This is a genomic window from Kosakonia sp. YIM B13571 (assembly GCF_042788095.1).
GTDB classification, from domain to species: domain Bacteria; phylum Pseudomonadota; class Gammaproteobacteria; order Enterobacterales; family Enterobacteriaceae; genus Kosakonia; species Kosakonia quasisacchari.
On record NZ_JBHZPL010000002.1, the window covers coordinates 120,565 to 144,111 of the forward strand.

At 51.4% G+C, this 23,547-nt stretch carries 20 protein-coding genes and 1 other RNA gene; 13 read left to right on the forward strand and 8 right to left on the reverse strand.

Translation table 11 applies throughout. The features are described from left to right. The first annotated feature begins 10 nt into the window (after window positions 1–10). The 5 genes from ACFX4O_RS05730 to selO all read left to right on the forward strand — a co-directional run bounded on the left by ACFX4O_RS05730 (window position 11) and on the right by selO (window position 4,325). On the forward strand, window positions 11–562 hold the full coding sequence (locus tag ACFX4O_RS05730; RefSeq protein WP_131411517.1) for a glutathione peroxidase: 552 nt from the start codon (window positions 11–13) through the stop codon (window positions 560–562). Next, window positions 562–1,311: a vitamin B12 ABC transporter ATP-binding protein BtuD gene (gene btuD, locus ACFX4O_RS05735; protein ID WP_380207714.1), complete on the forward strand. Its 750-nt coding sequence runs from the start codon at window positions 562–564 to the stop codon at window positions 1,309–1,311. The genes ACFX4O_RS05730 and btuD overlap by 1 nt, the downstream gene beginning before the upstream one ends. Window positions 1,312–1,389: 78 nt before the next feature. Continuing rightward, on the forward strand, window positions 1,390–1,854 hold the full coding sequence (locus ACFX4O_RS05740) for a C40 family peptidase (protein ID WP_131411513.1): 465 nt from the start codon (window positions 1,390–1,392) through the stop codon (window positions 1,852–1,854). A gap of 253 nt (window positions 1,855–2,107) precedes the next feature. Beyond that, window positions 2,108–2,821: an EAL domain-containing protein gene (locus ACFX4O_RS05745; RefSeq protein WP_380207715.1), complete on the forward strand. Its 714-nt coding sequence runs from the start codon at window positions 2,108–2,110 to the stop codon at window positions 2,819–2,821. A 61-nt stretch (window positions 2,822–2,882) separates the two neighbouring features. Further along, on the forward strand, window positions 2,883–4,325 hold the full coding sequence (gene selO / locus ACFX4O_RS05750; protein WP_380207716.1) for a protein adenylyltransferase SelO: 1,443 nt from the start codon (window positions 2,883–2,885) through the stop codon (window positions 4,323–4,325). A gap of 7 nt (window positions 4,326–4,332) precedes the next feature. On the opposite strand, the gene hemP is transcribed toward selO, so the two are convergent. The 3 genes from hemP to ACFX4O_RS05765 all read right to left on the reverse strand — a co-directional run bounded on the left by hemP (window position 4,333) and on the right by ACFX4O_RS05765 (window position 6,700). After that, window positions 4,333–4,524, reverse strand: coding sequence for a hemin uptake protein HemP (gene hemP, locus ACFX4O_RS05755; RefSeq protein WP_131411507.1), 192 nt, complete (start codon window positions 4,522–4,524; stop codon window positions 4,333–4,335). A gap of 141 nt (window positions 4,525–4,665) precedes the next feature. Continuing rightward, a complete protein-coding gene (aroH, locus tag ACFX4O_RS05760) occupies window positions 4,666–5,712 on the reverse strand; it encodes a 3-deoxy-7-phosphoheptulonate synthase AroH (protein ID WP_131411505.1) in 1,047 nt (348 codons plus the stop codon). 154 nt (window positions 5,713–5,866) lie between these two features. After that, window positions 5,867–6,700 (reverse strand): pyruvate, water dikinase regulatory protein, encoded by an 834-nt coding sequence (locus ACFX4O_RS05765; RefSeq protein WP_131411503.1) that lies wholly within the window; start codon window positions 6,698–6,700, stop codon window positions 5,867–5,869. Between the two features lie 331 nt (window positions 6,701–7,031). Here ACFX4O_RS05765 and ppsA point away from each other — a divergent pair, with 331 nt between their 5' ends. From ppsA to ACFX4O_RS05785, 4 genes are all read left to right on the forward strand, one after another. Then, window positions 7,032–9,410, forward strand: a complete 2,379-nt coding sequence (gene ppsA, locus ACFX4O_RS05770) for a phosphoenolpyruvate synthase (RefSeq protein WP_131411501.1) — start codon at window positions 7,032–7,034, stop codon at window positions 9,408–9,410. 217 nt (window positions 9,411–9,627) lie between these two features. Continuing rightward, the gene (locus ACFX4O_RS05775; protein WP_131411499.1) at window positions 9,628–11,031 is read left to right on the forward strand and encodes an MFS transporter; all 1,404 of its coding nucleotides are present in this window, start codon (window positions 9,628–9,630) and stop codon (window positions 11,029–11,031) included. Next, entirely contained in the window at window positions 11,028–13,400 is a 2,373-nt protein-coding gene (locus tag ACFX4O_RS05780) for a glycoside hydrolase family 3 N-terminal domain-containing protein (RefSeq protein ID WP_380207717.1), read from the forward strand. Before ACFX4O_RS05775 ends, ACFX4O_RS05780 begins: the two co-directional genes overlap by 4 nt. Before the next feature lie 586 nt (window positions 13,401–13,986). Further along, a complete protein-coding gene (locus ACFX4O_RS05785) occupies window positions 13,987–14,193 on the forward strand; it encodes a hypothetical protein (protein ID WP_380207718.1) in 207 nt (68 codons plus the stop codon). Between the two features lie 19 nt (window positions 14,194–14,212). Here ACFX4O_RS05785 and rprA read toward each other — a convergent pair. Both rprA and ydiK read right to left on the reverse strand, forming a co-directional pair. After that, window positions 14,213–14,320: antisense sRNA RprA (rprA, locus tag ACFX4O_RS05790), an RNA gene on the reverse strand. A 189-nt stretch (window positions 14,321–14,509) separates the two neighbouring features. After that, window positions 14,510–15,616, reverse strand: a complete 1,107-nt coding sequence (ydiK, locus tag ACFX4O_RS05795; protein ID WP_380207719.1) for an AI-2E family transporter YdiK — start codon at window positions 15,614–15,616, stop codon at window positions 14,510–14,512. Window positions 15,617–15,824: 208 nt separating this feature from the next. Between ydiK and ACFX4O_RS05800 the strand changes: the two genes are divergently transcribed. The 4 genes from ACFX4O_RS05800 to ACFX4O_RS05815 all read left to right on the forward strand — a co-directional run bounded on the left by ACFX4O_RS05800 (window position 15,825) and on the right by ACFX4O_RS05815 (window position 20,835). Next, window positions 15,825–18,881 carry an FAD-binding and (Fe-S)-binding domain-containing protein gene (locus ACFX4O_RS05800; RefSeq protein WP_380207720.1) on the forward strand — a complete coding sequence of 1,019 codons (3,057 nt, stop codon included), beginning with the start codon at window positions 15,825–15,827 and terminating at the stop codon, window positions 18,879–18,881. Continuing rightward, window positions 18,878–19,288, forward strand: coding sequence for a 1,4-dihydroxy-2-naphthoyl-CoA hydrolase (gene menI, locus ACFX4O_RS05805; RefSeq protein WP_131411489.1), 411 nt, complete (start codon window positions 18,878–18,880; stop codon window positions 19,286–19,288). The genes ACFX4O_RS05800 and menI overlap by 4 nt, the downstream gene beginning before the upstream one ends. Window positions 19,289–19,498: 210 nt before the next feature. Further along, window positions 19,499–20,413, forward strand: coding sequence for a kdo(2)-lipid IV(A) palmitoleoyltransferase (gene lpxP, locus ACFX4O_RS05810; protein WP_380207721.1), 915 nt, complete (start codon window positions 19,499–19,501; stop codon window positions 20,411–20,413). Between the two features lie 71 nt (window positions 20,414–20,484). Continuing rightward, window positions 20,485–20,835 carry a hypothetical protein gene (locus ACFX4O_RS05815; RefSeq protein WP_235855251.1) on the forward strand — a complete coding sequence of 117 codons (351 nt, stop codon included), beginning with the start codon at window positions 20,485–20,487 and terminating at the stop codon, window positions 20,833–20,835. A gap of 65 nt (window positions 20,836–20,900) precedes the next feature. On the opposite strand, the gene ACFX4O_RS05820 is transcribed toward ACFX4O_RS05815, so the two are convergent. The 3 genes from ACFX4O_RS05820 to ACFX4O_RS05830 all read right to left on the reverse strand — a co-directional run bounded on the left by ACFX4O_RS05820 (window position 20,901) and on the right by ACFX4O_RS05830 (window position 23,440). Beyond that, on the reverse strand, window positions 20,901–21,641 hold the full coding sequence (locus tag ACFX4O_RS05820; RefSeq protein ID WP_380207722.1) for an EAL domain-containing protein: 741 nt from the start codon (window positions 21,639–21,641) through the stop codon (window positions 20,901–20,903). Between the two features lie 650 nt (window positions 21,642–22,291). Beyond that, the gene (locus ACFX4O_RS05825) at window positions 22,292–23,083 is read right to left on the reverse strand and encodes an alpha/beta fold hydrolase (protein WP_380207723.1); all 792 of its coding nucleotides are present in this window, start codon (window positions 23,081–23,083) and stop codon (window positions 22,292–22,294) included. Between the two features lie 168 nt (window positions 23,084–23,251). Next, entirely contained in the window at window positions 23,252–23,440 is a 189-nt protein-coding gene (locus tag ACFX4O_RS05830; protein WP_380207724.1) for an Ecr family regulatory small membrane protein, read from the reverse strand. Window positions 23,441–23,547: the final 107 nt, after the last annotated feature.

Genomic DNA, 23,547 nt, shown 5'->3' on the forward strand with positions numbered 1-23,547 from the left:
AGGGTACGCTATGCAACAGGATATTCTGAATACTGAGGTTAAGACTATTGATGGTGAGCAGACAACGCTTGCAGGTTACCACGGCAAGGTGTTGCTGCTGGTCAACGTCGCCTCTAAATGTGGGCTGACGCCGCAGTACGAACAGCTGGAGAAGATTCAGGAAGCATGGGAAAACGAAGGCTTCACTGTGCTCGGTTTTCCCTGCAACCAGTTTCTTGGCCAGGAACCGGGTTCAGAAGAGGAGATCAAAACCTTTTGTAGCACCACGTATGGCGTAACCTTTCCGCTGTTTAGCAAAATCGATGTCAATGGCGAAGCGCGCCACCCGTTGTATAAAAAACTCATTGCCGCAGCGCCGAAGGCTGTTACACCCGAGGGAAGTGGTTTCTACGAACGCATGGAGAGCAAAGGTCGTGCGCCGAAAGAGCCTGGCGATATTCTGTGGAATTTTGAAAAATTCCTGATTGGTCGTGACGGCAACGTGATTCAACGCTTCTCTCCGGATATGACCCCGGAAGATCCGATTCTCGTTGAGGCGGTGAAACAGGCGCTTGCGAAGTAATGTCGATGCTCTTGCAGCTTCAGGATGTGGCTGAACCCGGCAGGCTGGGGCCAATAACGGCATCGGTCGGCCGGGGAGAAATCCTGCATCTTGTCGGGCCGAATGGTGCGGGGAAAAGCACACTGCTGGCACGCATTGCTGGGTTATCAAGCGGGCAGGGAAGCGTGCTGTTTAATGCTCGTTATCTGACGCAGTGGCCAGCATCGCAACTGGCGCAGCATCGTGCTTACCTGGCCCAGCAGCAGACACCGCCGTTCGCGATGCCTGTCTGGCAGTACTTGACGCTTCATCAGCGCGATAATGCACAAACCGCGATCCTTGCACAGATTGCGGGCAAGCTCGGTCTTGGCGATAAGCTGGGGCGGGCGGTTAATCACCTGTCAGGCGGTGAGTGGCAGCGGGTGCGCTTAGCGGCGGTGATTTTACAAATTCACCCCGCCGGTAACCCTACCGGGGAGCTTTTATTGCTGGATGAGCCGATGAATAGCCTCGATGTTGCGCAGCAGGCTGCACTGGATAAACTTTTAAACGAGCTGGTCGCCGCAGGTATCACCGTGGTGATGAGTAGCCACGATCTGAACCATACATTGCGTCATGCGCGCCAGGTGTGGCTACTCAGCGCTGGCAAATTATTAATGAGCGGGCGACAGACCGAGGTATTGACGCCATCACATCTGGCGATGGCGTATGGTTTGGCTTTTCGTCAACTGGATGTGGAAGGTCACCGCGTGCTGATCCCTGTAACGTGACGAAAACGTGACTTGCCACGTATCTGATTCACACGGTAGATTATTCTGAGAAAAAGAAACAAAGAGGCTTGATCCAGGATGCGTATCTGGTTTTTGCTGGCAGTGGCGCTATTCCTTGCAGGGTGTAGTTCTCATCGCGCGCCGCCGCCAAACCCAAGATTGTCCGATTCGATAACCGTTATTGCTGGCCTGAATGATCAACTTAGCCAGTGGCATGGTACGCCGTATCGCTACGGTGGAATGAGCCGTTCCGGCGTTGATTGTTCTGGCTTCGTTATGATGACGTTTCGCGATAAGTTTTCTTTGCAACTGCCACGCGAGACGCGGCAGCAGGCGGAAATCGGCACAAAAATCGATAAAGATGATTTGTTGCCTGGCGACTTAGTTTTCTTTAAAACCGGTTCCGGCGACAGTGGGTTGCACGTTGGAATTTACGATACGGATAATGAATTTATTCATGCTTCAACCAGCCGGGGAGTGATGCGTTCTTCGCTGGATAATGTCTACTGGCGTAAAAATTTCTGGCAAGCACGTCGCATCTGAATGATAAAGCCCGCAAGGGCTTTTTTTAAACCAGGAAATTTCCACTAATTAATCACGTTTATATTAATTAAGATCTGTGTACATTGGGATCTGGACATCCATCAATTCGTTATCAGGCTAATAAAGATTAAGGAGAAACCAAAAAATAAAACGGGAAAAAAATGAAGTTAATCTCATTTAAAACAATACATTTGAAATATCTTCACCTGTGTTTGACAATGCCGGATATCACCCTTAATGCGGGGCTGGCGCAATGATAGTATCGCTGGATGACACATATCGCTCTGAGCTTCTATTACTGCCTGCGAGAAAAAGTAACGGAATGCTACGGGGACTGGAAATTATCGTGAACTTTGTGGGGCCCGACAGCAATGTCCGCACGCCTACAGAGCTGGTCATTCCACGCCTGACACCTGCAGAAATACTCACCTTGTTCAATGAACAACTGACACTGCTTGAAGCCTGCCAACTCTTTTTTATCCAACATCAATTAACGGCCTGGATTAATATTGCACCCTCTTTAGTTGATGTCCTGCTGGCAGATGAAACGCTTGCGACAAACATTAGGAAATTTCCTTTTCTCGAATTTACCATTAATGAGAGTTTTCCCGATTTAAATAAGGGAAAAGATAATCATCCATTGTTTCTATTGGCGAAACAATATTCACTGGTACTGGCTAATTTTGGTGCCGGTACCGCTTCAACAAAAGCCATTTTTGATGGCTTGTTTAAGCGGGTGGTATTGGATAAAAATTTTGTTCATCAACGGCTGGTTTCTGCTTCATTCGAACCTTTTATGCGGGTGATTGTTTCGCAACTTGAACCCTATTGTGATTCTTTGATGATTGCAGGCATCGATGATGAACACGCACTCAACCGGGCGTCAGCTTTTCCCTTCAGCGCTATGCAGGGCGCAATGTGGCCACCAGTCACCGTCGAACAATTAACGACGCTGGTGCAGCCATAGCCCTGCTTTTGTCCGGTGTTTAAACATCAACGTTAGCACTACACTAAAGGCAGGAGGAACCATGACCCTGTCTTTTACTACCCACTGGCGAGATGAGTTGCCAGATTTTTATACCGCATTATCCCCAACGCCGCTGCACAACGCCCGGCTACTGTGGCGCAATGAGCCGTTGGCACATTCGCTGGCTGTACCGGACGCGCTGTTTTATCCGGCCTCGGGAGCAGGCATTTGGGGCGGTGAAACGCTGTTACCCGGCATGTCCCCATTGGCGCAGGTCTACAGTGGACATCAGTTTGGTGTCTGGGCCGGGCAATTGGGCGATGGGCGTGGGATGTTGCTCGGCGAGCAACAGCTCCCGGATGGCACAACCCGCGACTGGCACTTGAAAGGTGCTGGGCTGACGCCGTATTCGCGCATGGGGGATGGCCGCGCGGTGCTGCGCTCAACCATCCGCGAAAGTCTGGCTTCGGAGGCGATGCATTATCTGGGGATCCCGACCACACGCGCATTAAGCATTGTGACCAGCGATACGCCAGTCATGCGTGAAACGCAGGAGCAGGGCGCGATGCTGATGCGTATTGCCGAAAGCCATGTGCGGTTTGGTCATTTCGAACATTTTTACTACCGACGCGATCCGCAAAAAGTCCGTCAACTGGCTGATTTTGTTATCCATCATCACTGGCCGGAATTGCAAAACGAGAGCGATAAATATGTCGCATGGTTCCGGGATGTTGTGCGACGTACCGCGCAGCTGATTGCGCGCTGGCAAGCGGTAGGGTTCGCACACGGCGTAATGAATACCGATAACATGTCGATTCTTGGTTTAACGATCGACTATGGTCCGTTCGGTTTTCTTGATGATTACCAGCCCGGTTTTATCTGCAACCACTCTGATTACCAGGGGCGGTACAGCTTTGAAAACCAGCCGACAGTGGCGCTCTGGAATCTCCAGCGTTTAGCCCAGTCGTTATCGCCCTTTATTGCTGTTGAGGACTTAAACGCTGCGCTGGATGATTACCCACACCAGTTACTCACCGAATATGGCCTGTTAATGCGCAGTAAGCTGGGCTTTTTTACTCGGCAGCAAGGGGATAACGATCTTCTGAATTCGCTGTTTGCCCTGATGGCGCGCGAAGGCAGCGATTATACGCGTACGTTCCGCATGCTCAGCCTGACTGAGCAGCAAAGTGCTTCGTCGCCGTTACGCGATGAGTTTATCGATCGCGGCGCATTTGATGACTGGTTTACCCAGTATCGGGCGCGCTTACAGCCGGAAAATATCGAAGACGCACAGCGACAGGCGCATATGCAACGTGTTAATCCGGCAATGGTATTGCGAAACTGGCTGGCGCAGCGCGCCATTGATGCCGCAGAGAAAGGCGATAGCAGTGAGCTGGAACGGCTTCATGAGGCACTACGGCAGCCCTTCAGCGATCGCAGCGATGATTATGTCAGCCGCCCGCCTGACTGGGGCAAACGGCTAGAAGTGAGCTGTTCGAGTTGAAAACGGCCTACTTTGTCAGGATCAATTTTCCGGCATGCGTCTGGCGCAGCAGGTATTGCTGACCGTTGTGCTCAATAACGATGCGCCCTTCATCACCTAATAGTGAGCGGCTGTGAATGCGGCGATCGGTTGGATTGATGTGTGTGGGCTTTTCTTGAGGCGTGACGGGTGATGCAGGCGTGCTATCCATTTGCGACATATCCGTTTAAAAACAAACCAACAATGATAATGATTATCAATAGTATGGCGATATGAAGCAAGGTTGATTATTTACATAAACGCAGTTCCCCCAGGAAAAAGTAGGGGGAACGCGTAATTCTGGCGTTACTGGCGGGAAAGATCAGAAGCGGGTGGCAACCGCAGTTGCGAGTTTTTCCAGCAGCAGTTCGCTGTCTTCCCAGTTCAGACATGGGTCGGTAATGGATTGCCCGTATACCAGCGGCTGGCCGCTGACGATTTTTTGCGTGCCTTCTTGCAGGAAACTTTCCGCCATCACGCCAGAGATCGCCATCGAGCCATTACGGATTTGTGTACAAATGTCGTCACAGACATCCAACTGGCGGCGGTGCTCTTTCTGGCAGTTGCCATGGCTGAAATCCACCACCAGATGTTCCGGTAAACCAAATTCGCGCAGCGTATCGCACGCGCTGGCGATATCCTGGGCATGATAATTCGGTTTTTTACCGCCACGCATAATGATGTGGCCGTACGGGTTGCCGCTGGTCTGATAAATGGTCATTTGCCCGCTTTTATCCGGCGAGAGAAACATATGGCTGGCGCGTGAGGCGCGGATTGCGTCAACGGCGATACGGGTGTTTCCGTCTGTGCCATTTTTAAAACCGACCGGGCAGGAAAGTGCCGAGGCCATTTCGCGGTGGATCTGGCTTTCCGTGGTGCGCGCACCAATCGCTCCCCAACTAATTAAATCGGCAATAAACTGACCGGTTACCATATCGAGAAATTCGGTCGCGGTGGGCACTCCCAGCTCATTGACCTGCAACAGGAGTTTACGTGCCAATTCAAGACCGTGATTCACGCGGTAACTGCCGTTCAGATCCGGATCGGAAATCAGCCCTTTCCAGCCCACTACGGTGCGTGGTTTTTCGAAGTAGGTGCGCATGACTATTTCCAACTGCGCGTGGTGTTTTTCACGTAAAACTTGTAAACGGCTCGCGTAATCAATGGCGGCGTCAAGATCGTGAATCGAGCAGGGACCAATAATTACCAACAGGCGGCGATCTTCACCATTCAGGATTTTTTCTATCCGCCGACGGGATACGGTCACATGCTCCGCTACCTTTGAGGTAACAGGGTAGCGCTGCGCAAGTTCAGCTGGTGTCACCAGGCTGTTGATACGCGCAGTGCGAAGTTCATCGGTTTTGTTCATCAAGAATCTCAAAAATTAGGTGCTTCATCGGCAGGTATGCCGGAAGTGATGCGCAACACCTTAAACCAATCCCGGCTTATTTCAAGAGGGGTTGCAAAGCACATCACATTTCCGGGCCGTATCATAGCGCAGGTTGAATCAATGTACTAGCTTGTTAGTACATGCGGCGATTTAACCCCATAATATCGAGCATCTTGGTGGCAATTTCTTCAACAGAGTAATTGGTACTATTAAGGCAGGGGATCTGATTCTTGCGGTAAAGCGCTTCCACTTCTGCGACTTCCATCCGGCACTGGCGCAACGACGCGTAGCGGCTATTTTCCCGGCGCTCTTCACGAATAGCGGCAAGACGTTCCGGATTAATGGTCAGACCAAATAATTTATGCTGCAGTGGTTTTAACGCAGCAGGGAGTACGAGGTTATCCATATCGTCGGCAATAAAAGGATAATTTGCTGCGCGAATACCAAATTGCATCGCCAGATACAGACTGGTCGGTGTTTTTCCACAGCGGGAAACGCCCAGTAAAATCACCTGTGCCTGATCAAGATTACGTAAAGAAATACCGTCATCGTGCGCAAGGGTGTAATCAATTGCCGCTATACGCGCGTCATATTTCGTTAAATTGCCTGGATTAAGCCCATGTGTCCGGTGCGCAATGGGGGTCGGATCGAGTTTTAATTCCTCCTGCAGCGGCGCAACCAGTGCCTGGACGATATCCTGACAAAATCCTTCGCTTTGCAAAATAATGGTGCGAATTTCCGGTATCACAATGGAGTAGAACACCAGTGGGCGATTGCCGGTTTGCTGGTAAATGGCGTCTATTTGTTCTTTGACGGCACGGGCACGGCTCTCGTTTTCTACAAACGGCAGCGTAATACTGCTGACGGCAACCGGGAACTGTGACATTACCGCATGGCCTAATACTTCAGCGGTGATAGCGGTTCCATCAGAAATATAAAAGACGTGGCGATCAACTGAACTGTCCATTTAACCCATCCTGAATGACATGCGTAATTCTCTGAAAGCATAAATTAAAACCCTTCGCATGCGTATCTCCTTTTTCTCATTTTCAAAATGAAATGGTGTTTTTATTTTTAATGAACTCTATGGTTCATTTTTTTAGTTTACCCTATAAAAAATAAGGAGATACAAAAATGAGAAATTACTCAAGGTGATTTATTGATGGGAATCTATCCGAAAAACCAGAAATCGTAATTGCTTACACGATTCACCGTTTTTTCAACGGAATTAATTATGCCAGGATAAAAAAGTAGTTCGACGTTTTTACCCATTCATATATCACAAAAGGATTGTTTCGATGTCCAACAATGGCTCGTCTCCGCTGGTGCTTTGGTATGACCAACTCGGCATGAATGATGTAGACAGAGTTGGGGGCAAAAATGCCTCCCTTGGTGAAATGATTACTAATCTGTCCGGTGTGGGTGTTTCCGTACCGAATGGGTTTGCGACCACGGCCGATGCGTTTAACCAGTTTCTGGAACAAAGCGGGCTAAATCAGCGCATTTACGAATTACTGGATAAAACCGACATCGATGATGTTTCCGAACTGGCAAAAGCCGGTGCGCAGATCCGCCAGTGGATTGTCGACACGCCTTTCCAGCCCGAGCTGGAAAAAGCTGTTCACGAAGCCTATGCCAAACTCTCCGAAGACGACGCTGAAGCCTCTTTCGCGGTGCGCTCTTCTGCGACAGCAGAAGACATGCCGGATGCCTCGTTTGCCGGTCAGCAGGAAACGTTCCTCAACGTGCAAGGGTATGACGCCGTGCTGGTGGCGGTTAAGCATGTGTTTGCATCATTATTTAACGATCGCGCCATCTCCTATCGTGTGCACCAGGGCTACGATCACCGCGGCGTAGCGCTTTCCGCCGGTGTGCAGCGCATGGTGCGTTCGGATATCGGCTCTTCTGGCGTGATGTTCACCATCGATACGGAATCCGGTTTTGATCAGGTGGTGTTTATCACCTCAGCCTGGGGGCTGGGCGAAATGGTGGTGCAGGGCGCCGTTAACCCTGATGAGTTCTATGTTCACAAGCCAACGCTTGCGGCAAATCGTCCGGCCATTGTGCGCCGTACCATGGGCTCGAAGAAAATCCGCATGATCTATGCGCCGACGCAAGAGCATGGCAAACAGGTGCAAATTGAGGATGTTGCGCAGGCCGATCGCGATCGCTTCTCCCTGACCGATGAAGAAGTACAAGCATTGGCGAAGCAGGCGGTGCAAATCGAGAAACATTATGGCCGTCCAATGGATATTGAATGGGCGAAAGACGGTCATACTGGCAAATTGTTTATTGTACAGGCGCGCCCGGAAACGGTGCGCTCGCGTGGCCAGGTGATGGAGCGTTACACGCTGCATGCCCAGGGGCGCATTATCTCTGAAGGTCGTGCTATTGGGCATCGCATTGGCGCAGGCACAGTGAAAGTGATTCACGATATCAGCGAGATGAACCTGATCGAGCCGGGCGATGTGCTGGTTACCGACATGACCGACCCGGATTGGGAACCGATCATGAAAAAAGCGGCGGCCATTGTCACCAACCGCGGCGGTCGAACCTGTCACGCGGCGATCATTGCGCGTGAGTTAGGTATTCCGGCAGTGGTGGGTTGCGGCGATGCGACGGAACGCATTAAAACCGGCGAGAAGGTTACCGTCTCCTGCGCCGAAGGCGATACCGGTTACGTGTATGCCGATCTGCTGGATTTCAGCGTGAAAAGTTCAAGCGTGGACACTATGCCGGACCTGCCGCTGAAGATCATGATGAACGTCGGCAACCCGGATCGCGCCTTCGATTTTGCTTGCCTGCCAAACGAAGGTGTAGGCCTTGCGCGGCTGGAATTCATCATTAACCGTATGATCGGTGTGCATCCGCGCGCGTTGCTGGAGTTTGATGACCAGGACGCGAAATTACAAAACGAAATCCGCGAAATGATGAAAGGCTTCGATTCGCCGGTTGAGTTTTATGTCGGTCGCCTGACGGAAGGTATTTCGACGCTGGGTGCAGCATTCTGGCCTAAACGCGTGATTGTGCGTCTGTCCGATTTTAAATCGAACGAATACGCCAATCTGGTTGGCGGTGAGCGTTACGAGCCGGAAGAAGAGAACCCGATGCTTGGCTTCCGTGGTGCCGGTCGTTACGTGGCGGACAGCTTCCGCGATTGCTTCGCTCTTGAATGTGAAGCGGTAAAACGCGTGCGTAACGAGATGGGGCTGACCAACGTCGAGATCATGGTCCCGTTTGTCCGCACCGTTGAACAGGCAAAAGCGGTCGTTGATGAGCTGGCGCGTCAGGGGCTGAAACGCGGTGAGAATGGCCTGAAAATCATCATGATGTGCGAAATCCCGTCCAACGCCCTGCTGGCGGAGCAGTTCCTCGAGTATTTCGATGGTTTCTCTATCGGCTCCAACGACATGACCCAGTTGGCGCTGGGCCTCGATCGCGATTCTGGCGTGGTCTCTGAACTGTTCGACGAACGTAACGACGCGGTGAAAGCGCTGCTTTCCATGGCGATTCGTGCGGCGAAAAAGCAGGGAAAATATGTCGGTATTTGCGGGCAGGGACCTTCGGATCACGAAGACTTTGCTGCATGGTTGATGGATGAGGGCATTGATAGCCTCTCGCTCAATCCGGATACCGTTGTGCAGACCTGGTTAAGCCTCGCCGAACTGAAAAAATAAAGGCGAAAGTAAAATCCCCGGCATAATGTCGGGGATTTTTTTATTTCAGCCGCGAACTCGGCGGCGATCACAATTACTAAAAAACGTAAAAAGCCTGGCAATTATTGCAATTGTCCCCTCGTAGGCTTCTTCCAATACTTGAGCCTGTAGTGAGCAGCGCGACGTTAATCTGTCGCGCCATGTTGAAATATTTTTTGACCTCACAAGGCTAATAAAAATGACAATCTCCTCTGTCCTGAGTACAAAAGACAAAATAGGTTACGGTCTGGGTGATATGGCAAGCGCCCTGGTCTGGCAAACCGCAACGCTGTTTCTCGCTTATTTCTATACGGATGTGTTTGGGTTACCCGCCGCAATTATGGGAACCATGTTTTTGGTCGTGCGTGCAATTGATGCTTTTGTCGATCCTTGTATCGGCGCACTGGTCGATCGCACACAAACGCGGCACGGGCGTTTTCGCCCCTGGCTGCTGTGGTTTGCAATACCGTTTGGTGTGAGCTGCATTATTACCTTTTATGTCCCGGACGCAGGGGCAACGGCAAAAATCCTCTATGCCTGCGTTACTTACGCCATCCTTAGTTTTATCTATTCTGCGATTAACGTACCTTACTGCGCGATGCCCGGTGCACTGACGATGGATCCGCACGAGCGCCACTCTCTGCAGTCCTGGCGCTTTGGTTTATCGTTTATCGGCGGCCTGATCGTAACCGTTATTGCTCTGCCGCTGGTGGCGCATCTGGGGGCGGGTAACGATCAAAAAGGGTATTTCTATGCCATGAGCATGATGGGCGTGTTAGGCATTTTTCTGTTCTTTGGCTGTTTCTTTATGACCCGCGAGCGTTTTACGCCGCGCAATGATAGCTCCGGTTCGTTGCTCAGCGATCTCAAACTGCTGACGGCAAATACGCAGTGGCGCATTGTCTTTTTGTTTAATATTTTGCTGTTAACCGCTGTGGTGACGCGCGGTTCTGCCACAATGTATTACGTCAAATATGTATTACAGCGCCCGGATATGGTGTTTACCTTTATTGTGTCTGGCATGATCGCTGCCCTAAGCGGAGCGCTATTATCGGCACGGTTGTTAGGGAAATTCGACCGGGTACGCGCCTACCAGTGGACAATTATTACCTTCGTCGTTTTCGCTGCGCTGATCTTTATTATTCCACCTTCACAAGTGTGGCTTATTTTTGGCCTCAATATCGTTTTTAGCTTTATTCAGAATCTGACCACGCCATTGCAATGGACCATGTTCTCTGACGTTGTCGATTATGAAGAGCACCGCAGCGGGCGTCGTCTTGACGGACTGGTGTTCTCTACGGCGTTGTTCGCCATTAAGTTTGGCCTGGCGCTCGGCGGCGCAGTGGTCGGTTGGGTACTTGGCGCAGTGGACTATGCGCCGAACCAGGCAGCCCAGAGTGCGACGGTGCTGACGACCATTAACGCGCTGTTTACGCTGATCCCCTGCCTGCTGTTTATCTGCATGGCGCTGCTGCTGACCCGCTACAAACTGAATAGCCAGGTTGCCGACAGTATCGCGCAAGAGTTAATACGCAAACGCGATGACCGCGATACCGCACCGCAAACCTCCCCGGATTTCAATCACACAGGAGTGACCCGATGACCGCAATTTACAAGGACGCACACCGCCCCGTAGCTGAACGCGTGGCAGACTTACTGGCGCGGATGACGCCGGAAGAAAAATTCGCGCAAATGCATGCTTTGTGGCTGATGCTCTCAGAAGAGGGTAATCACCGCGAGCGTACCGATCTCAGTGATGAATTTGCCGGTGTCAGTGCTCAGGCGGCGCTGGCGCAGCGGCTTACGTTGGGGGTCGGGCAGATAACCCGCCCGCTGGGCACGCATATTGTGGAGGCAAAAAGCGGCGTGCGCGCGGCTAATCGGCTGCAAAAAACGCTAGTGGAAGAGACGCGACTGGGTATCCCGGCGCTGTTCCATGAGGAGTGTTTGGTTGGTTTACTGTGTAAAGACGCGACGTTATTTCCCTCCTCGCTGAACTACGGCTCCACCTGGGATCCGCAACTCGTGCAGCGTGCCGCTCATCATATTGGGCTGGAAGCGCGATCAACCGGTTGCAAGCAGGGGCTGGCTCCGGTGCTGGATGTCTCGCGCGATGTCCGCTGGGGGCGCACGGAAGAGACATTTGGCGAAGATCCATGGTTAGTGGGGGTGATGGCTTGCGCCTACGTGAAAGGTCTGCAGGGTGAAAAGGGCGATATGCTGGCGACGCTCAAACACTACGTTGGTCACTCGTTTAGCGAAGGCGCACGTAACCATGCGCCTGTGCACCTGGGCTTTTGCGAGCTGAACGACATCTTTTTGCTGCCGTTCGAGATGGCGGTGAAACTGGCGAAAGCCGGATCGGTAATGCCAGCCTATCATGACATTGATAACCAGCCGGGACACAGTGACCACTTCTTGCTCACCACCTTGCTGCGTGAACAGTGGGGCTTTGATGGCATTATTGTCGCCGATTACGGCGGTGTCAGCCTGTTGCATCAACATCATGGCGTGACTCACGATGCCGCAGAATCCGCTGCGCTCTCATTTAATGCCGGGCTGGATGTTGAACTGCCAAAAGATGACTGTGCGCGCCATTTGGCAGAGGCCGTCGAGCGCGGCCTTATTTCCATGGCAAAAGTGGATGAAATTGTCGCTCGCGTACTGGAAGTGAAATTTCGTCTCGGTTTGTTCGAGCATCCCTATACCGATGAACAGGGCATCGACTTGCAGTCGGTTGAGACGCGGCAGGTAGCACGTGAGGTCGCTACGCGTTCAATGACGCTGCTGGAAAATAACGGCATCCTGCCGTTGAACGGTTCGCCGAAGGTGGCGGTGATTGGCCCGACCGCCGACGATCCGCTGGCTTTGCTCAGCGGCTACAGTTTCCCGGTGCATTTGATCATCAGCGATATGCTGGAGGAGACCACGCAGGTTACCACACCGCTTGCGGCGCTACGCCAGACGCTGGGAGAGGGGAATGTCCGCTATGCCAAAGGCTGCCATATTATTGAAAAACGTATGGCAGGTGCCCCCGTTTTCCCTGGAGACGCTTCGGGCAAACCGATGCAGCAGTCGCCGGTCTCCGTGGATTTGAGCCTGATCCCGCACGCGGTTAGCGTAGCGCAAGAAAGCGACGTGATTATTGCCTGCGTGGGCGATCTTGCCGGGTTATTCCAGAGCGGGACGGTGGGGGAAGGTTCTGACACGGACAGTCTGACGTTGCCGGGTGTGCAACAACAGTTGCTGGAGGCGTTAGTGACAACCGGGAAACCGGTAGTCGTGGTCATGACTGGTGGGCGGCCTTATAACCTGCAAGGGCTGGAGTCGCGCGTTGCCGCATGGTTGATGGCGTGGGCACCGGGGCAGGAGGGGGGCTGGGCGATTGCCGATGTGTTGACCGGGCGAGCAGAGCCGCAGGGACGTCTGGTTGTCAGCGTGCCGAAAAGCGCGGGTGCAATGCCCTATTATTACAACCACAAACTGAAAAGCGGCGGTACGCCATTTGCCTTCCATTTTGGTTCACGTTACCCCTTTGGCTACGGACAAACCTGGACGCAGTTTGCGTATGTGAACCCGGTGCTGCTGACGCCAGATGTGGCGATCGATGGCGATATTCGCGTACAGGTGCAGGTGAAAAATACCGGAGAGCGCAGCGGCAGCGAGGTAGTGCAGTTGTATGTCCGGGATAAGGTAGCGTCGATGGTGCGCCCGGTACATGAGCTAAAAGCGTTCCAGCGTGTGGCGTTGTCGCCAGGTGAAACGGCAACGCTAACGTTCATCGTGCCAGTGGATATGCTCAACTTTACGCGTCGTGACGGGCAGCGCATTGTCGAACCGGGTGAGTTTGAGCTGCAAATGGGCGCCTCATCTGCTGATATCCGCGCAACGCTCACGGTGAACGTTTACGGCGAAACCCGCGAACTTCCCTCCGCCTGGAAAATGATGAGCCAGTGCGAAGTCAGCCAGTGATAAAATCGTAGCCCATCGAATGATGGGCTATTTTTTGCACAAACGGGCAACAATAACCCTGCTGAAATAACAACCGCGCTGCATGGCTTACAATTGCGTAAGGTATTTGTGTGATCGTAAGCTATTTGTGCCTGCCCCTGGTATATATTTATTGTATTGATAATTACCCTGCATATAATTCTCTCCAGTGACTTATCTGTTCGTGGTTTTCTATTTTCTTCTGTGCTTGCAGAGAAAATTATATTGAGGTTTTACGTAATGGGGAAAATAGCTGAGCGCCATTATGTCCATTTTATTTGTAATGGCGTGACGGGGTTTGTCGAAGTTGAACCCGACGGTATCCGGTGGGTGAACTATGCGGGCGAACGCAGGATTTATAGAGCATTGCAGGGCCGGTTACGTAACGTCGTTGATCACGTGCTGTCTCAGCATAATCTTATCAGCAGCTGGCACAGGTAAATACGTAAGCGGGTATATGTTAATTGTCTTTTCGTCGTTTTAATTTATTAACTATTGCAGTTTTTATTTCGCTGTAGCGGAAAGTATATATCTTTTATTTGCCTGCAATAGTCGTGAGGTTATTCAAATGAAACGTTTTTTATTCATGTTTATCGTGCTCGCATGCGCGGGGCTTAATGGCTGCGCGTCTTATAACGATCATATTCGTGCCTGTGATGGACACGATGTGAGCACGATGCATTTAGCATTCGATTATCTACCGATTGGTGCGGCTATTGATAATGGTGCCTGCGCGGTGAGCAACAAGGGGAGCGCGTCTGCATCCGGCAAATAAGTGCCTGAACGGAAAGCGGCGAAAAAAAAGCCCATCGTGGGAGATGGGCAAAGACTACACACAGCAATTCGTTGTTTCACTCAGGGGATTTCCATGCTTATAAATCAAGGTGTTGATTTATAACCGTGAGCTAATAGTAGGCATGTCGATTTTTTGCGTCGATCAGATTCGTCTCATTAGTTAAACGGACGTGAAGAATATATAGGTTAAACCGCGCATTATTCCGCTTTCAGAGGGATCTGAATGGGGTTTCGCGTTTGAAATGATAAGTAGTGCTTAATAATAATTAAGGCGGGCTACCCCGCCTCAATTATTTTCAGGAAGGGTTATCTACATTGTCGACTTCGCTTAATGCATTATCTGTTGCTGCCGGTTCGGGCGCTTCATTCACCCACGCGGAGAATAGCCGCCAGGAGACGGCCAGTAATACCGGGCCTATAAACAGGCCAATCATGCCGAAAGCGACCAGTCCGCCAATGACCCCTGAAAGAATAAGGATCAGCGGTAAATCCGCGCCCATGCGGATCAGTACCGGGCGGATGAAGTTATCCAGCGTGGCGACAACGCAGCTCCAGACCAGCAGCACGGTGCCCCAAGTGGAATCTCCGCTCCAGTAAAGCCAGATAATGGCCGGGACCAGTACCAGTAACGGCCCGAGCTGCACCAGACAGGTCATCAGCATGACCACGGTAAACAACGTAGCGTAGGGCACGCCGGAAATGGCCAGGCCAACGCCGCCAAGTACGGCCTGCACCAGCGCAGTGACCACCACGCCCAGCGCTACGGCGCGGATCGCCTGGCCTGCCAGCAGCACGGCGGCATCGCCACGTTTTCCGGCAAGGCGAATGGCAAAATGCCGGATCCCTCTGGCAACTTGCTCACCGCGCCAGTAGAGCAGGGCGCTGAACAGCAACATCAGGCCGCAGTGCAGCATAAAGCGTCCAATATGTGCGGCCTGGCCGACAAACCAGGTGGTTGTCGCGCCTACGTACGGGCGCAGTTTGGCCATAATGGCGCTGCCGCCCATATCCAGCAGACTGTGCCAGCCCGCGTAGAGCTTCTCACCAACGAAAGGAATGCTGTTTAGCCAGGCTAAATCCGGCGGCGACATGGCGCCGGTGCTGATGGCATGGATTACCGGGCCGCTGGAGTCCACCAGGCTATTAACCAGTAGCGCGACCGGAATAATAAACAGCAGGATTAACAGCAGCATCATCACTAACACCGCCAGCGAGCGGCGGCCAAACAGCACGCGTTGCAGGCGCACCAGCAGTGGCCAGGTGGCGATCACCACCGTGCCCGCCCAGGCAAAACCGAGGATGAAGGGCTGGACGACCCACAGACAGGCGATAATCATGATTGCTAAAAACAGTACCGACAGCATGATTTGCGGTACATCCCTGGACTGACGTAGATCAACCATACGATTTACTCACCTTATTGAGTGGCTGAAAATTCGGTGTTTCTGGAAATCACCAGTGATAATGATTAATGATTTCAGCAGTTTTGGACAGTCCGATTCTGCCTGTAATTCTCATGGGCGCATAAGAAAAAAATGTGATACAACGATGAATGCTTAAAGCAAACGATTAACTATTCACAACACTAACAGTCAGGCAGGGTCAAGCATAATGATCCCACAGATTTCCCAGGCACCGGGCGTCGTTCAACTGGTGCTGAATTTTTTGCAGGCTTTGGAGCAACAAGGTTTTACCGGTGATACCGCCACCAGCTATGCCGACAGGCTAACGATGGCGACAGACAACAGTATTTACCAGCTATTACCCGATGCCGTCGTTTTCCCTCGTTCAACGTCCGACGTTGCCTTGATCACACGCCTCGCTGCCGAGCCGCGTTTTCGCACGCTGGTCTTTACTCCGCGCGGCGGCGGAACCGGCACCAATGGCCAGGCACTGAACCAGGGCATCATCGTTGATATGTCCCGCTATATGAACCGCATTATGGAAATTAACCCCGAAGAGGGGTGGGTGCGCGTTGAGGCGGGCGTTATCAAAGATCAGCTCAACCAGTATTTGAAACCTTATGGCTTCTTTTTCGCGCCGGAGTTGTCGACCAGCAACCGTGCGACTCTGGGAGGAATGATCAACACCGACGCCTCCGGTCAGGGTTCTCTGGTTTACGGGAAAACCTCCGACCATGTGCTGGGTGTCCGCGCTGTGTTGTTGGGCGGCGATATCCTCGATACGCAGGCGATGCCGGTGGCGCTGGCTCAAACGCTGGGTAATACCAGCACCGCTATCGGGAGGATCTATAAAACGGTGCTGGAACGCTGTCGCGATAACCGCCAGTTGATTCTGGATAAATTCCCCAAATTGAACCGTTTTCTCACCGGTTACGATCTGCGTCATGTGTTTAACGACGAAATGACCGAATTTGATTTAACCCGCATTCTGACCGGCTCAGAAGGGACGCTGGCGTTTATTACCGAAGCGCGCCTTGATATCACGCCGCTGCCAAAAGTTCGCCGTCTGGTGAACATCAAATACGACTCTTTCGATTCCGCGCTGCGCAATGCACCATTTATGGTGGAAGCGCGTGCGCTATCCGTCGAAACCGTGGATTCGAAAGTGCTTAACCTGGCGCGTGAAGACATTGTCTGGCATTCGGTAAAAGAGTTGATTACCGATGTGCCGGACAAAAACCTGCTTGGGCTGAATATTGTTGAGTTTGCCGGTGACGATCAGCCGCTGATTGATGCGCAAGTGCAGTCGCTGTGCCAGCGCCTCGATACGTTAATGGCCAATGGTGAAGGTGGCGTGATTGGCTGGCAATTGTGTGAAGATCTGACGGGCATTGAGCGCATTTATGCCATGCGTAAAAAAGCCGTGGGTCTGTTAGGGAACGCCAAAGGCGCGGCTAAGCCGATTCCCTTTGCGGAAGATACCTGCGTGCCGCCGGAACATCTGGCGGACTACATCGTTGAATTCCGTGCGCTACTTGATGGGCACGGCCTGAGCTACGGCATGTTTGGTCATGTTGACGCTGGGGTGCTGCACGTGCGGCCGGCGCTGGATATGTGCGACCCGCAGCAAGAAGTGTTGATGAAATCCATTTCCGATGATGTGGTCGCGTTGACGGCGAAATATGGCGGTTTGCTGTGGGGCGAACACGGGAAAGGTTTTCGCGCAGAATATAGCCCGGCCTTTTTTGGCGAGCAGCTATATGGTGAGTTACGCAAAATCAAAGCGGCCTTTGATCCGGAAAACCGTCTGAACCCCGGTAAAATCTGCCCGCCTGAAGGCATCGATGCCCCGATGAAGAAGGTGGATGACGTCAAACGCGGTACGCTTGATCGGCAAATTCCTATCGCTGTGCGTTCGTCATGGCGTGGCGCCATGGAGTGTAACGGTAATGGCTTGTGCTTTAACTTCGATGTGAAAAGCCCGATGTGCCCCTCGATGAAAATCTCGGCGAACCGTATTCATTCGCCAAAAGGGCGGGCAACGCTGGTGCGCGAATGGCTGCGTCTGCTGGCAGATCGTGGGATCGACCCCATTAAGTTGGAAAAAGAGTTGCCGGAAAAACGGGCGAGTTTGCGTACATTAATTGAGCGTACGCGCAATAGCTGGCACGCACGTCGCGGTGAGTATGATTTCTCGCATGAAGTCAAAGAGGCGATGTCCGGCTGCCTGGCCTGTAAAGCGTGCTCAACGCAGTGCCCGATCAAGATTGATGTGCCGGAGTTCCGGTCACGCTTTTTACAGCTCTATCACAGCCGTTATCTGCGCCCGGTACGCGACCATTTGGTTGCCACGGTCGAGAGCTATGCGCCACTGATGGCGCGCGCGCCGAAAACGTTTAACTTTTTTATGAGCCAGCCGTGGGTACGTTCCCTTTCCGCGAAGCATATTGGCATGGTGGATTTGCCGCTGCTGTCGGTGCCGTCATTGCAGCGTCAGATGGTCGGGCATCGCACCGCGAACATGACGCTTGAGCAGCTTGAGCAGCTCAATGCCGCGCAGAAAGTGAAAACCGTGCTGGTGGTGCAGGATCCGTTTACCAGCTACTACGATGCGCAGGTGGTGACCGATTTTGTTCGTCTGGTCGAACGGCTGGGCTTCCAGCCGGTGGTGCTGCCTTTCTCGCCAAATGGCAAGGCGCAACACATTAAAGGTTTTCTGGATCGCTTTGCCAAAACGGCGCAAAAAACCGCAGATTTCCTTAACCGCGTAGCACAACTGGGTATGCCGATGGTAGGTGTTGATCCCGCATTGGTGCTCTGCTACCGCGATGAGTACAAGCTGGCGTTAGGCGATAAGCGCGGTGATTTTCATGTGCAACTGGTGCATGAATGGCTGCCCGCGGCGCTGGATAACATCGGTGAGCGAGTGCCCAGCGGCGAACCCTGGTATCTGTTCGGCCACTGTACTGAAGTGACTGCGCTACCCGGCGCGACAGGGCAATGGGCGTCGATTTTTGCGCGCTTTGGTGCAGTACTGGAAAATGTCAGCGTTGGTTGCTGCGGTATGGCCGGAACATATGGACATGAAGTGAAGAACCATGCCAGTTCGCTGGGCATTTATGAGCTTTCCTGGCATCAGGCGATGCAACGTTTGCCGCGGAATCGCTGTCTGGCGACCGGCTACTCTTGTCGCAGCCAGGTTAAACGAATCGAAGGGAATGGCGTGCGCCATCCACTACAGGCTTTACTGGAGATTTTGGGATGATCTGGAAACGCGCGGTTACGCTGGAAGCCCTGAATGCAATGGGCGATGGCAATATGGTGGGGCTTCTGGATATTCGTTTTGAGCGTATCAGTGACGATGCGCTTGAGGCGAGTATGCCGGTGGATCAACGAACCTATCAACCGTTTGGTCTGCTACACGGTGGCGCGTCGGTGGTGCTGGCGGAAACGCTCGGTTCTGTTGCTGGCTATCTGTGTACGGAGGGGGAGCAGAAGGTGGTGGGGCTGGAGGTTAATGCCAACCATTTGCGCTCGGTGCGCAGCGGGCGCGTGCGCGGCGTTTGTCGGGCGTTGCATACGGGCGGTCGGCACCAGGTCTGGCAAATCGATATTTACGACGAACAATCCCGCTTGTGTTGTTCATCCCGGTTGACCACGGCCATTGTCTGATCATTTTCGGCGGTTATGCCGCCGAAAAAACTTCATGTTTTATTCATTATTCCTGGCTTAAGATTTTAGCCCTCCGTGCTATATTGCTCAGCAATGGATATATCGCTCAGTTGCCTGCAACCGGAGCGAGTGATTGTAACGCGTAATGACTTGATGAAGTGATTCATTGTCTCTTAAGCGCTACTGAATAGAGGCTTTTAGGTAACAGTGATGACATCGTTCAAGTTTGCATTTTTACACCCGCGACATTGGGTGACATGGGCCGGGTTAGGTTTGCTCTGGCTTCTCGTTCAACTTCCTTATCCTATTCTTGCCCGCCTTGGCGCGGGGCTGGGTCGGCAATCACGCCGATTTCTGCAACGGCGTGAGCGTATCGCTCGCCGTAATCTCGAATTATGCTTTCCCGATATGAATGATGAGCAGCGCGAGCGGCTGATCGCGAAAAACTTTATGTCATTGGGCATGGGGTTGATTGAAACCGGCATGGCGTGGTTTTGGTCGGATAAGCGTGTACGCCGTTGGTTTGATGTCGAAGGTTATCAGCATTTGCAGGCTGCTCAGGCCAGCCAGCGTGGCGTAATGGTGGTTGGTGTGCATTTTATGTCGCTGGAGCTGGGTGGGCGCGTAATGGGGCTCTGTCAGCCAATGATGGCAACTTACCGTCCCCATAATAATATGCTGATGGAATGGGTGCAGACGCGTGGGCGTATGCGTTCAAATAAATCGATGATTGATCGCCGTAATCTGAAGGGGCTGGTCAATGCGCTGAAACAAGGTGAAGCCGTTTGGTTCGCGCCGGATCAGGATTACGGGCGCAAAGGCAGTATTTTCGCACCGTTCTTCTGTGTTAAAAACGCGGCAACCACCAACGGCACATATGTTTTATCGCGCCTTTCCAGGGCAAAAATGTTGACGGTCACGATGGTGCGCAAAGAGGATTTCTCCGGTTATTCGCTGCATATCGGCCAAGCGCTGAATGACTATCCGGTTGAGGATGAGTTCGCCGCCGCCAGCTACATGAACAAAGTGATTGAGTGCGAAATTCTGCGCGCACCGGAGCAGTACCTGTGGATCCACCGGCGCTTTAAAACTCGCCCGGTCGGCGAACCTTCGCTTTATAACTAACCTTTGTTAACGCGCCCCTTCTTAGGGGCGTTGTATTATTCTGTTGCCAACAAGACGTATACGGGATGGTTATGGTCAAGTTTATTGCGGGCTGCTGTTTAGCCATGTTATCGGCGTATTCATCTGCTGCGGGTATCACGCTGCAGTGCGATGAATACCGTGCCAGCGTCGAACCCGATGGGCTCACTATCAATGGCCGGCATTACACGAACCCACAGGAGAAGCCGTATGACATTTCCGATCAATATTCCGGGCGCTCGCTGATTTATACCGACAGCCAGGATCAAAACAAGGATACCAACTGGGCGGCGATTCATATCATCACGCAGATTGAAACGGGTAAAAAAGCCTTCTTCTATGCGGATAGCAAGCATACTAACGATAAAGCGATCATCTGCACACGCGAAAACGAAGAGGAATAGCACAAGCGTTGCCTGTTTGATGCTGAGTGTTTACCCGATCCTCCGCCAGCGGCTTTTGTGTGAGCTCACAACCCTTCCAGTAGCTGGAGCTGCTTAAAAGTTAGCGGACGGGAAAATGTGTATCCCTGAATACCGCCAGCGTTATATCTGTTAAGCAGAGCGAGGTCGGCGGCGCTATCTACGCCTTCACAGATAACGTTCGTACCGGCAGGTATCACGTTGTCAATGAAACGGTACAGTGTAGAAAGTTTTGCCGGGTGACGGGCGATACCATCAACAATGGAACGATCGATTTTAATGGTATTGAATGCAAATAGCTGCAGGCGCTCCGCATGGTCATGTCCGCTGCCAAACTTTCCGAGTGACACCATAAAACCGTCTTCTTTGGCTTTCTTTAATAAAGGTAAGCTACTGATAAATTGAGAGTAAGTAATTTTGTCGCTGATTTCTATTTCGATACGCTGCGGGGCAATATTATTGCGCTGGCAGCGTTCTCTGAGCTGGGTGAGATAACCCATATCATTAATCAACTGCGGCGATAAAATGAATGAAACCACCATTGTTTCCTTCATTTTTAGAACGTGACAAATAACCTCAAAAATAAAATCGGTTACTTTTCTGATGACCGCCGTTTCTTCGAACAGCGTTGCTATCTGCTTTGCGGGAATGAGAAAATCCTCAGTGTTAAAAAATTGTGCCACTGCTTGATAGCTGAGAATATTTTTTCCTGAAAGATTAATGATGGGGTGAAACTCTGCCGTCATCAGGAATTTTTTGCCTTTAATTTCCAGTGTGTTAATTTTCATTTCCCTAATTTAGCCCCCACTCAAAAGATCAGGACATTCCTAATGGACAATTTTCAATTCTACACAGGCCCGGATAACGATTGAAAATTGTTTTGAATGATCGATTATCCTATTTTGATAGCCTGTATCTATTGCTATCATGAAAATGATCGCTTAAATCTATAAATTGGCAAAGTGGTTTATTCTTCTTATTTATATTTCGTCGATTTTATGATCGTATTTATCGCATTTAGTTTGCATTAGATTGTTGTTTTATAGCGAGAAAGAGAATTCGCCGTGAATATGCTTAACGTGTTCCAGCTCGAAGTTTAGGTTACGACAATAAACCACGAGTGAATGAGCAATATTAACCATGAGTAAGATGTTTGCTGACAATGCGTAAATACTTATAAACCCCAGGCATTATTGCTTTCTTTGGTATCGCTGATTATCAGCCGAATTAAAGGTGTATTTGGGATAGGCGTAAAAATAGACTGCCGAAAATAAAAATATAATGACAGTTTTATGACAGTTATAGCTTGGTCGGTAATAATAAAAAACGAACGGAAAACTTATCGTCTGATCCTGTTTCCCGCCCGGTTAATTAAATGGTTAGCAATATACTATCGCCGGATGTGCTCATTGTCCGACTTTGGCAATGTGATGAAGGATCAGCAATGTTGTTTCAGAAAATCGACAATCAACTGCGAAACACATTCAGGGTTCTCTCTGTTACTGATATGCGCCGCATTCGGAATCAGAGTGAATTCACAGTCTAATGCTTCTGCCATCTGCCGCCCTTCCACTGGCGGGCGCGGCAGATCCAGCTCGCCAGTTGCCACATGCGCCGGGCATGTTACAGAATCCAGAATGGCCATACGATCCGGTCGGCCGAAAATCAATTTACCGAGCGGCACAATACTGCTGCGTAACTGCTCTGCAGAAAGGGAGGAAAGGTAAGCGGTGAGCTGCTGAACGTCTGCAGGCAAGGCGAACTGCGAATAGAATTGGCCGACAATATAGTCGAGTAACGCAGGGGGAATGGTGCCCGTTGCATCGATGGCGTTGAGCATCGCGAAGTAGCGCTCACGCGCCAGATCGGTTTCATCGCCAATAAAGGTATCAAATAACATCATAGCCTTAACCCGTGCCGGTGCGGCGGCAGCGAGTTCTGCTCCCCACATTCCACCAACCGACAAGCCGACCACGGCAAACTGGTCGATATTGAGCGAGTCCATTAAGGCTAAATGGTCTGCGGCAATATCGGTCAAAGAAGAGGGCGTGCCGGGCAACGCGGGAGAATCACCATGACCCCACAAATCTGGCGCTATCACACGAAAGTGTTGGCTGAGCATTTCCATTTGCGGCAACCACATCGATTTATCAAACAAATAGCTATGGCCCAACAGCACGGGAAAACCCGTTCCGCTATCTAAAAAAGACATCATTGGTTTTGCATTCATCAATACTCTCCTTGTTTGATGGCTCAACGACGTGAGCACATTTTCAAAAACTGAACATTTACTGACTTCATTTCAGAAATGAAAAGGTTAATCTTCTCTTTTCGAACGTTTTTTCTTATCCCAATGCTATTTTTGCTATAGCGACCAGAACAGCTCAACGTCATAATGTCACCCCGGCGTGGAGATAGTTGGGTAAAGCAACGTTTCCAGGAAACTCACAACCAGCCACAGCGTTTCGCTGAATATTGACCATAAACCCACCACCAAAACCACCACCGCGAGCAGCAGCAAAATCAACGCCGTTTTATCCATAACATGCTCAAATGTGGTAAGAAATTCTCGTTTTCGGACACTCATTCCAGCATCCGGTTCAACTTTTTACTATGACTATTTTGTCAGCGACGTGCGGGCTATTGATATCACTGGAGATTAATTTTAAAGCACAAAGCGCTGAAGTGGGGCTG

What these genes read in the sequence shown, in the direction of transcription:
- ACFX4O_RS05730 (WP_131411517.1), top strand. Translation starts at nt 11, where the DNA reads ATGCAACAGGATATTCTGAATACTGAGGTTAAGACTATTGATGGTGAG.
- btuD (WP_380207714.1), top strand. Translation starts at nt 562, where the DNA reads ATGTCGATGCTCTTGCAGCTTCAGGATGTGGCTGAACCCGGCAGGCTG.
- ACFX4O_RS05740 (WP_131411513.1), top strand. Translation starts at nt 1,390, where the DNA reads ATGCGTATCTGGTTTTTGCTGGCAGTGGCGCTATTCCTTGCAGGGTGT.
- ACFX4O_RS05745 (WP_380207715.1), top strand. Translation starts at nt 2,108, where the DNA reads ATGATAGTATCGCTGGATGACACATATCGCTCTGAGCTTCTATTACTG.
- selO (WP_380207716.1), top strand. Translation starts at nt 2,883, where the DNA reads ATGACCCTGTCTTTTACTACCCACTGGCGAGATGAGTTGCCAGATTTT.
- hemP (WP_131411507.1), bottom strand. Translation starts at nt 4,524, where the DNA reads ATGTCGCAAATGGATAGCACGCCTGCATCACCCGTCACGCCTCAAGAA.
- aroH (WP_131411505.1), bottom strand. Translation starts at nt 5,712, where the DNA reads ATGAACAAAACCGATGAACTTCGCACTGCGCGTATCAACAGCCTGGTG.
- ACFX4O_RS05765 (WP_131411503.1), bottom strand. Translation starts at nt 6,700, where the DNA reads ATGGACAGTTCAGTTGATCGCCACGTCTTTTATATTTCTGATGGAACC.
- ppsA (WP_131411501.1), top strand. Translation starts at nt 7,032, where the DNA reads ATGTCCAACAATGGCTCGTCTCCGCTGGTGCTTTGGTATGACCAACTC.
- ACFX4O_RS05775 (WP_131411499.1), top strand. Translation starts at nt 9,628, where the DNA reads ATGACAATCTCCTCTGTCCTGAGTACAAAAGACAAAATAGGTTACGGT.
- ACFX4O_RS05780 (WP_380207717.1), top strand. Translation starts at nt 11,028, where the DNA reads ATGACCGCAATTTACAAGGACGCACACCGCCCCGTAGCTGAACGCGTG.
- ACFX4O_RS05785 (WP_380207718.1), top strand. Translation starts at nt 13,987, where the DNA reads ATGAAACGTTTTTTATTCATGTTTATCGTGCTCGCATGCGCGGGGCTT.
- ydiK (WP_380207719.1), bottom strand. Translation starts at nt 15,616, where the DNA reads ATGGTTGATCTACGTCAGTCCAGGGATGTACCGCAAATCATGCTGTCG.
- ACFX4O_RS05800 (WP_380207720.1), top strand. Translation starts at nt 15,825, where the DNA reads ATGATCCCACAGATTTCCCAGGCACCGGGCGTCGTTCAACTGGTGCTG.
- menI (WP_131411489.1), top strand. Translation starts at nt 18,878, where the DNA reads ATGATCTGGAAACGCGCGGTTACGCTGGAAGCCCTGAATGCAATGGGC.
- lpxP (WP_380207721.1), top strand. Translation starts at nt 19,499, where the DNA reads ATGACATCGTTCAAGTTTGCATTTTTACACCCGCGACATTGGGTGACA.
- ACFX4O_RS05815 (WP_235855251.1), top strand. Translation starts at nt 20,485, where the DNA reads ATGGTCAAGTTTATTGCGGGCTGCTGTTTAGCCATGTTATCGGCGTAT.
- ACFX4O_RS05820 (WP_380207722.1), bottom strand. Translation starts at nt 21,641, where the DNA reads ATGAAAATTAACACACTGGAAATTAAAGGCAAAAAATTCCTGATGACG.
- ACFX4O_RS05825 (WP_380207723.1), bottom strand. Translation starts at nt 23,083, where the DNA reads ATGAATGCAAAACCAATGATGTCTTTTTTAGATAGCGGAACGGGTTTT.
- ACFX4O_RS05830 (WP_380207724.1), bottom strand. Translation starts at nt 23,440, where the DNA reads ATGAGTGTCCGAAAACGAGAATTTCTTACCACATTTGAGCATGTTATG.